Source organism: Rhizobium sp. RU36D (assembly GCF_900176345.1).
Taxonomy (GTDB): domain Bacteria; phylum Pseudomonadota; class Alphaproteobacteria; order Rhizobiales; family Rhizobiaceae; genus Allorhizobium.
Map to the genome: position 1 here is coordinate 313,462 of NZ_FWXU01000004.1, position 8,170 is coordinate 321,631.

The following is an 8,170-nucleotide window of genomic DNA, read 5'->3' on the forward strand; positions in this document are numbered from 1 at the left end:
AAAAGCTGGCCCTTTTCTCATATTTGTTGGAGTGCACCAATATGGCCAAGGCAGGTTTCACCCCGGCGTGGCCGATAGGCCACGATGGCCGGCGAAGAGAACTGCCGCTTTTGCGATGCAGACAGTTGGGAACGCCTGCCGCTAAAGCCAAAAAGGTATAGAAATCAGAAGAAGCGTGACAAATCCTCCCCGATCCGCTTCATTCCATCCTGCGAGCGCAGCCTTGATCCCTGCCGCAGACTCACATCCTCCTCAAGGGCACCATGGCATTCACACTTCGACAGCTCCAGTATTTCGTTGCCGTGGCGGAGCAAGGCTCGGTGACGCGGGCCGCCCAAAACCTGTCGATCTCCCAATCCTCCATCACCGAATCGATCAAGGAACTCGAGGGAGACTTGGGCGTCGTGCTGTTCGAGCGCCATCCGCGCGGGTTGTCGATCACCCATAACGGCCACCAGTTTCTACGCCATGCAACGCGCATCCTGGCAACAGTTTCCGATGCGCGAAACTCGTTTTCGGAAACCCGCAACGACAGCGGCGGAACGCTGAATATCGGCGTGACATCGCTGGTCGCGGGCTATGTCCTCTCCGACCTGCTCGCCCGCTATCGCCGCGCCTGCCCCGGCGTCGAGGTCTCTGCCATCGAAGACAACGGCTCCTATCTCGAACATCTGCTGATCGGTGGCGAACTGGACGTCGCGGTCATGGTCATCTCCAACCTTCGCGACCGGCTGGCGCTGCAGGCCGAGATCCTTGAAACCTCGCCATACCGGCTGTGGCTGCCCATGGGCCATCCGCTGGTTTCGGCCGATATCATCTCGGTGCAGGACATTGCCCGCGAACCGCTGATCATGCTGACCGTGGACGAAATCGAGGAAAACACGGGAAAGCTTCTCTCCGCCCTCGGCGCCCGCCCGCATGTGGCCTTCCGCACCCGCTCGGTGGAGGCCGTCCGCAGCCTGGTGGCGACCGGCGCCGGCGTGGCGCTGCTGCCTGACCTCGTCTACCGCCCCTGGTCGCTGGAAGGCGACCGCATCGAAAGTCGCGACGTCTCCGGCGCGCTTCCCGTCGTGCAGGTCGGCATGGTCTGGCGCAAGGGCTCAAGCCTGCCCCAATCAGCCCGGGATTTCGTCGGCATCGCCGAGGCAAGCCGCAGTGGAAGGATCAGGTAGCTACTCAACTGGCAAACTGCGGCTCCCATCGGAAAAACCGATATCGGCGTTCTGACGAATGAATTTGCGAAAGCGCGGGATTCGAGCCACCTTCATCTTCGGGAACAAAATGCCGCGCAAAAGCGGCGCAACCGGGAGATAAAGAGCGATGAAATCCATCCTGAAATCCTGCACCGCGGCGACAGCCATGTTCAGCTTCGCCTTCACCGCCGTCGCACAGGAGCCGCTGAAGGCGCTGGGTCCGGGCGAAGGCCAGCTGTCGATCGTTGCTTGGGCCGGCTATATCGAGCGCGGCGAAACCGACAAGAACTACGACTGGGTCACCGAGTTCGAAAAGAAGACCGGCTGCATGGTCTCGGTCAAGACCGCCGCCACCTCGGATGAAATGGTCGCGCTGATGAACGAAGGCGGCTTCGACCTCGTCACCGCCTCAGGCGACGCGTCGCTCCGTCTCGTGGCCGGCAAGCGCGTGCAGCCGATCAATACGGCGCTCATCCCCTCCTGGAGCACGATTGACGAGCGCCTGCAGAACGCCCCCTGGCACACCAAGGACGGCGTCCACTACGGCACGCCTTACGTCTGGGGCCCGAACGTCCTGATGTACAATACCAAGGTCTTTGGCGACAAAGCTCCCGATAGCTGGAACGTCGTCTTCGAAGAGATGACGCTTGCCGACGGCAAGTCCAACAAGGGCCGGATCCAGGCCTATGACGGCCCGATCCATGTGGCAGATGCCGCCAACTACCTGATGTTCCACAAGCCTGAACTCGGCATCAAGGACCCCTACGAGCTGAACGAAGACCAGTACAAGGCAGCCCTCGATCTGCTTCGCGTCCAGCGAACCCTGGTCAGCCGCTACTGGCACGATGCCTTCATCCAGATCGACGACTTCAAGAACGAAGGCGTGGTCGCCTCCGGCTCCTGGCCCTTCCAGGTCAACCTCTTGAAGGCCGAACAGCCTGTCGCCTCTGTCTTCCCGAAGGAAGGCGTCACCGGTTGGGCCGACACGACCATGTTGCATGCCGAAAGCGAGCATCCGAACTGCGCCTATATGTGGATGGAGCATTCGCTCTCGCCCAAGGTCCAGGGCGACGTTTCCGCCTGGTTCGGCACGGTGCCGTCCGTTCCCGCAGCCTGCAAGGGCAATGCGCTCCTGACCGACGAAGGCTGCAAGACCAACGGCTACGAGAACTTCGAGAAGATCAAGTTCTGGAAGACCCCCGTCTCCAAATGCGCCAGCCAGGGCGAATGCGTGCCCTACCACCGCTGGGTCTCCGACTATATCGGCGTGATTGGCGGACGGTAACAGCCCACCTCCCCGTTGAGGGGGGAGGTCGCGCGGAACGCGCGGGTGGGGGTGATCTGTATTCACACGCAACAAAGAAGGTCACCCCGCCCCGGACCTTCGGTCCGACCCTCCCCATCAAGGGGAGGGTGTAGACCCAGGCTGGCATCTTGCCGGCACTCGTGAACATTCTGGAGTCCTTGATGACCGCAGCCGTCTCCTTCTCGAAGGTCTCGCGCCATTTCGGCAACGTGAAAGCCGTCGACGCCGTCGACCTGACCGTCGAGCCCGGCGAATTCTTCGCCATGCTCGGCCCGTCCGGCTCCGGCAAGACGACCTGCCTGCGCCTGATCGCCGGCTTCGAACAGCCGACCGCAGGCCATATCGAGATCTTCGGCGAAACCGCCGAGGGCGTTCCGCCCTATCGCCGCAACGTCAACACGGTCTTCCAGGACTATGCCCTCTTCCCGCACCTGAATATTCTCGACAACGTCGCCTATGGCCTGATGGTCAAGGGCGTCGGCAAGGCAGAACGCCACCGTCTGGCCGAGCAGGTGCTCGAATTGGTCAAGCTTCCCGGTTACGGCGCCCGCAAGCCTGGGCAGCTCTCCGGCGGCCAGCGGCAGCGCGTCGCTCTGGCCCGCGCACTCGTCAACAAGCCCAAGGTGCTGCTGCTTGACGAACCGCTGGGCGCGCTCGACTTGAAGCTACGCGAACAGATGCAGGAGGAGTTGAAGACGCTCCAGCGCTCGCTGGGGATCACCTTCGTCTTCGTGACCCATGACCAGGGCGAGGCTCTCTCCATGGCCGACCGCGTCGCCGTCTTCAACGATGGCAAGATCGTCCAGGCCGGCACCCCGCATGAGATCTACAACCGCCCCCGCACCCGCTTTGTCGCGGATTTCGTCGGCTCTTCGAATGTGATTGCACCCGAGGCGATGAAGGCGCTGGGCGGCGAGGCCCGCTGGACGAGCCTGCGTCCGGAAGCCATCCGCATCGTCTCCGAAGGCGGCGTCGAAGCGACGGTGCGCTCGGCGAGCTTCCTCGGCGCATCCACCAAACTCTTTGTCGAAACCGCGGTGACGGCGCTCACCCTCTCGCTGCCCGCCGGCCAGCCGGCACCGCAGGCCGGAGAAAGCATCCGGATCGCCTGGTCTCCCTCAGACCCGCACTACATGGAGGAGGCCGCATGACGGCGATCTCGGCATCCGCCATCATCCCTGGCCGTCAGGGCCTGTTGGGGCGGCTCTCGGATCTGTTCTGGCGGCGTCCCAACCTGCTGCTGATGCTGATGCTGGTGCCGCCCCTGCTCTGGCTCGGCATCATCTATGTCGGCTCGCTGGTGGCGCTCCTGCTGCAAAGCTTTTTCTCGATCGACGAATTCTCCGGCCTGATCAATTACGAATTCACGCTCGCGACCTACGGCCAGCTGCTGCAACCATCCAATTTCGACATCATCCTGCGCACGCTGCTGATGTCAGCCGCCGTCACGCTCGCCTCTGCCGTCATCGCCTTCCCGATCGCCTATTACGCCGCCCGTTACGCCCGGGGGCGCTGGAAGGCCGTCTTCTATCTCGGCATCATGCTGCCGCTCTGGTCGAGCTATCTGGTCAAGGTCTATGCCTGGAAGCTGATCCTGGCCAAGGAAGGCATCCTCACCTGGATCTTCGAGAAGCTGCATCTCACCTGGCTGCTTGATGGCATCCTTGCTATCCCGGTCATCGGCGGCAACTCCCTGTCGATCAGCTATCTCGGCACCTTCATCGTCTTCGTCTATGTCTGGCTGCCCTTCATGATCCTGCCGATTCAGGCAGCGCTTGAGCGCGTGCCCGGCAACCTGATCGAAGCCTCGGGGGATCTCGGCGCCGATCCGCGCCAGACCTTCCGCCATGTGCTCTTTCCACTGGCGCTTCCCGGCATTGTCGCCGGCTCGATCTTCACTTTTTCGCTGACCATGGGCGATTATATCATCCCGCAGATCGTCGGCACCTCCAGGCTCTTCATCGGCCAGGCCGTCTATGCCCAGCAGGGTACTGCCGGCAATATCCCGCTCGCTGCGGCCTTCTCGGTCGTGCCGATCGTCATCATGGGCATCTATCTCACCATCGCCAAACGCATGGGGGCCTTCGATGCGCTCTGACCGCTCCCAATCCGCAGGCCTGTCCTTGAAGATCGCCGCCGGCCTCGGGCTTGCCTTCCTGCACCTGCCGATCCTGCTGATCTTCGTCTATGCCTTCACCACGGAGGAAAAGAGCTTCCAGTGGCCACCACCGGGCTTCACCGCCAAATGGTTGGCCGTGGCCTGGAACCGCCCAGACATCTGGGAAGCACTCACCCTCTCGGTGAAGGTCGCGAGCATCGCCACCGTGATCGCGCTCGTCCTCGGCACGCTGGCCGCCGCCGCCGTCGCGCGAACAAAATTCTTCGGCCGCGAGGTGATCTCGCTGCTCGTGATCCTGCCGATCGCGCTACCCGGCATCATCACCGGCATTGCGTTGCGCTCGGCCTTTTCGATCGCCGACATCTCCTTTTCGTTCTGGACGATCATTCTCGGCCACGCCACCTTCTGCGTCGTGGTCGTCTACAACAATGCGGTCGCCCGCTTCCGTCGCACCTCGGGTTCGCTGATCGAGGCCTCGATGGATCTCGGCGCTGATGGATTCCAAACCTTCCGTTACGTGATCCTGCCGAACATTGCTACAGCACTTCTGGCTGGCGGCATGCTTGCCTTCGCGCTCTCCTTCGACGAGGTCATCGTCACCACTTTCACCGCCGGCCAGCAATCGACCCTGCCGATCTGGATGCTGGAAGAACTGATCCGCCCACGCCAGCGCCCGGTCACCAATGTGGTGGCGATGGTTGTCGTGCTCGTCACCTTCCTGCCGATCCTGGCGGCCTATTATCTGACCCGCGATACCGATACCGTCGCGGGCAGCGGCAAATGAACCACCGGCGGCGCCGCTTCGTCAGGGCGGCTGCCGCAAATGAAGTCTGAGAAAAGGGAGAACGACATGGACACCCAGATGCTGATCGGCGCCAAGTTCGAGGCCGGCACAGAGACGGACGAAAAGATCCTGAACCCCAAGACCGGCGATGTCATCGTCGATCTCCCCGAGGCGTCGCTCGCCCAGGTCGAGGCCGCCGTCGACGCTGCCGAAGGCGCCTTCGTGTCCTGGTCGCAGACCACGCCCGGCCAGCGCGCCGGCTATCTGCTGGCCATTGCCGATGCGATCGAAAAGGATGCCGCCGCCTTTGCTGCGCTTGAAAGCCTCAATTGCGGCAAGCCGATCAATGCCGTTCTGAACGATGAAATCCCTGCTATCGTCGACTGCTACCGTTTCTTCGCCGGCGCGATCCGCACGCTGCAGGCGCCGGTCTCGGGCGAATACCTCCCCGGCTTCACCTCGATGATCCGTCGTGATGCCGTCGGCGTCATCGGCTCGATCGCGCCCTGGAACTATCCGCTGATGATGATGGCCTGGAAGCTGGCACCGGCGCTGGCCGGCGGCAACACCGTGGTCTTCAAGCCTTCCGAGCAGACGCCGCTGACCGCCCTGAAGCTCGCCAAGGTCATGGCCGACATCCTGCCGGAGGGCGTGATCAATGTCGTGCTCGGCCGCGGCGAAAGTGTCGGCAATGCGCTGATCAACCACCCGAAAATCGCGATGGTCTCGATCACGGGCGATATCGCGACCGGTAAGAAGGTGCTGACCGCCGCCGCCAAGACCGTCAAGCGCACCCATCTGGAACTGGGCGGAAAGGCGCCGGTCATCATCCATGACGACGCCGATATCGATGCCGCCGTCTCGGCGATCCGCACCTTCGGCTATTACAATGCCGGCCAGGACTGCACCGCCGCCTGCCGCATCTACGCATCAGACAAGATCTACGACCGCTTCGTCGCCGATCTCGCAAGCGCCGTCTCGACCATCAAGTTCAACCAGGCCGACGACGCCGAAAACGAGATCGGCCCGCTGATCTCCAAGCGCCAGCGCGACCGCGTCGAAAGCTTCGTGACCCGGGCGGCCGAACACAAGCACATGGAAGTCGTGACCGGCGGCAAGCTTGGCTCCGACAAGGGCTTCTTCTACACGCCGACCGTGATTGCCGGCGCCACCCAGGACGACGAGATCGTCCGCCGCGAAGTCTTCGGCCCCGTCGTCTCCGTCACCCGCTTCACCGAAGCCGAACAGGCCGTCGCCTGGGCCAATGACAGCGACTACGGCCTTGCCTCCTCGGTCTGGACCAAGGACATCTCCCGCGCCATGCAGGCGGCCGCCAAGCTGCGCTACGGCTGCACCTGGATCAACACCCACTTCATGCTCTGTAACGAAATGCCCCACGGCGGCATGAAGCAATCCGGCTACGGCAAGGACATGTCGATGTATGCGCTGGAAGATTACACGACGGTACGCCATGTGATGATCGCGCATTGAGACGTTACAGATCGGGGTACTTCCGGCGCCCCGATCTTTGTTCTCTGAAAAAACAAAAAAATCGGAAAATACGGCGCGAATATCGCCATAAAACCACTTGGAATTGCGTCGCAAATAGTGATGATATCGTATCGGCTTTAATAAGCTAGAAAACCGTTTCGGGGAGGGTCGTTATGTCTCGTCGTAATTTGGCGTTTATGGCGATTCTGATTGCGTTGTGGTTACCTGGACTAGCAATAATATTTTATATTCTCGATATTCTTTCTCTAGGTAATTTTTTTCATGGGGACGATATTGCCATTGCAATTGTCCTGAGTGGACCAATCGTTACGGAGGATGCTTCGCTCATCGGTGAAGCCACGCCGTTCGCGGCTGCGGGGGCGCTTGTGCTTCTGGCTCCGAATAAGACCGAAACACGGGTAGTTTTCTATTCCGTATGTATTTCTGCCATAGGGTGGCTGATTTATCTGATGTTGTCGGTATTACTTAATGAAGGCCAATCAGGCTACGAAGCGATGCTGACGATTATCCAAGGAGCTACGGGATCCGAGAAGGGCATTTCAATTTTGCAGGCTTTCGCGACTGGATCGCGTGTCGTTTGCCTCGTGGTCGCAGCCAGTATGCTAGGGCTCAAATTCAGAAGGGGTAATTGAATGCAGATCGTCAGAACGAGCATCATCGTGCTATTGCTTATGATCATGGCTAATCAAGCAATTGCCGGCAGCGTTCGGATCGAACCGCCCTCGTCGCTGTTCTCACTGTCAGTGCGGATTAAAGACAGTCCACAAGACGGAAGCGACCCGCTTACGCCTGACAAACGCGGAATCTATACTTTCGAATTTGGACCAAAACTGTTCGAACGTAGCCCCTACATTCGCCGTATATTTGTGCTGACGTGGACTCCTCTGTCGGAGCACATACCGGCACGCGGCGTGCAGCCATTCAGCCTCGAGATACCTGTATTGTTGCGCTCTTGGCGAGTAGACGATGAATACACAATCCGGACTGATGGTTTCCAAGGAATAGGCGACCGCTGGTTATCAAAATACGAATTAATGACAAATCCGGAAGAGCAATGGCTGAGGCTCATTGCTTCGCTCCAGATCTCGGATCACTACTCCCAGCGCATTCGTCCAACGGTGCCAGAGGCCGGGCGGGCGCTGAACACAGCAATCGATAGTCTTATACCAACGAGCAATGACGCCGACTCGTGATGGGATTCCCAAATCAGAGGAATTCTGACTCATTATGCCAAACGGAGGTTTGGCATGACGAAG

The 8,170-nt window shown here is 60.5% G+C and carries 9 protein-coding genes; 8 read left to right on the top strand and 1 reads right to left on the bottom strand.

Annotated elements, in window-relative coordinates; translation table 11 throughout:
- Positions 1-263: 263 nt before the first annotated feature.
- Positions 264-1,172: a LysR family transcriptional regulator gene (locus B9A97_RS07685; protein WP_084364435.1), complete on the top strand. Its 909-nt coding sequence runs from the start codon at positions 264-266 to the stop codon at positions 1,170-1,172.
- Here the strand turns inward: B9A97_RS07685 and B9A97_RS29745 are convergent, their stop codons facing one another.
- A complete protein-coding gene (locus B9A97_RS29745; protein WP_179145241.1) occupies positions 1,173-1,331 on the bottom strand; it encodes a hypothetical protein in 159 nt (52 codons plus the stop codon).
- On the opposite strand from B9A97_RS29745, the gene B9A97_RS07690 reads away from it, so the two are divergent.
- The 7 genes from B9A97_RS07690 (at position 1,321) to B9A97_RS07720 (ending at position 8,107) form a co-directional block, all read left to right on the top strand.
- Positions 1,321-2,478: an ABC transporter substrate-binding protein gene (locus B9A97_RS07690; RefSeq protein WP_084364436.1), complete on the top strand. Its 1,158-nt coding sequence runs from the start codon at positions 1,321-1,323 to the stop codon at positions 2,476-2,478. The two genes, B9A97_RS29745 and B9A97_RS07690, sit on opposite strands and share 11 nt — an antisense overlap.
- A 182-nt stretch (positions 2,479-2,660) precedes the next feature.
- A complete protein-coding gene (locus B9A97_RS07695; RefSeq protein WP_084364437.1) occupies positions 2,661-3,650 on the top strand; it encodes an ABC transporter ATP-binding protein in 990 nt (329 codons plus the stop codon).
- The gene (locus B9A97_RS07700; RefSeq protein ID WP_084364438.1) at positions 3,647-4,597 is read left to right on the top strand and encodes an ABC transporter permease; all 951 of its coding nucleotides are present in this window, start codon (positions 3,647-3,649) and stop codon (positions 4,595-4,597) included. Before B9A97_RS07695 ends, B9A97_RS07700 begins: the two co-directional genes overlap by 4 nt.
- Positions 4,587-5,402 (top strand): ABC transporter permease, encoded by an 816-nt coding sequence (locus tag B9A97_RS07705; RefSeq protein ID WP_084364439.1) that lies wholly within the window; start codon positions 4,587-4,589, stop codon positions 5,400-5,402. Before B9A97_RS07700 ends, B9A97_RS07705 begins: the two co-directional genes overlap by 11 nt.
- A 66-nt stretch (positions 5,403-5,468) precedes the next feature.
- Positions 5,469-6,893 carry a gamma-aminobutyraldehyde dehydrogenase gene (locus B9A97_RS07710; protein ID WP_084364440.1) on the top strand — a complete coding sequence of 475 codons (1,425 nt, stop codon included), beginning with the start codon at positions 5,469-5,471 and terminating at the stop codon, positions 6,891-6,893.
- A 173-nt stretch (positions 6,894-7,066) separates the two neighbouring features.
- A complete protein-coding gene (locus tag B9A97_RS07715; protein ID WP_084364441.1) occupies positions 7,067-7,546 on the top strand; it encodes a hypothetical protein in 480 nt (159 codons plus the stop codon).
- Positions 7,547-8,107, top strand: coding sequence for a hypothetical protein (locus B9A97_RS07720; protein WP_084364442.1), 561 nt, complete (start codon positions 7,547-7,549; stop codon positions 8,105-8,107).
- Positions 8,108-8,170: the final 63 nt, after the last annotated feature.

Coding starts and splice junctions, on each gene's coding strand:
- B9A97_RS07685 (WP_084364435.1), top strand. CDS start 264: ATGGCATTCACACTTCGACAGCTCCAGTATTTCGTTGCCGTGGCGGAG.
- B9A97_RS07690 (WP_084364436.1), top strand. CDS start 1,321: ATGAAATCCATCCTGAAATCCTGCACCGCGGCGACAGCCATGTTCAGC.
- B9A97_RS29745 (WP_179145241.1), bottom strand. CDS start 1,331: ATGGATTTCATCGCTCTTTATCTCCCGGTTGCGCCGCTTTTGCGCGGC.
- B9A97_RS07695 (WP_084364437.1), top strand. CDS start 2,661: ATGACCGCAGCCGTCTCCTTCTCGAAGGTCTCGCGCCATTTCGGCAAC.
- B9A97_RS07700 (WP_084364438.1), top strand. CDS start 3,647: ATGACGGCGATCTCGGCATCCGCCATCATCCCTGGCCGTCAGGGCCTG.
- B9A97_RS07705 (WP_084364439.1), top strand. CDS start 4,587: ATGCGCTCTGACCGCTCCCAATCCGCAGGCCTGTCCTTGAAGATCGCC.
- B9A97_RS07710 (WP_084364440.1), top strand. CDS start 5,469: ATGGACACCCAGATGCTGATCGGCGCCAAGTTCGAGGCCGGCACAGAG.
- B9A97_RS07715 (WP_084364441.1), top strand. CDS start 7,067: ATGTCTCGTCGTAATTTGGCGTTTATGGCGATTCTGATTGCGTTGTGG.
- B9A97_RS07720 (WP_084364442.1), top strand. CDS start 7,547: ATGCAGATCGTCAGAACGAGCATCATCGTGCTATTGCTTATGATCATG.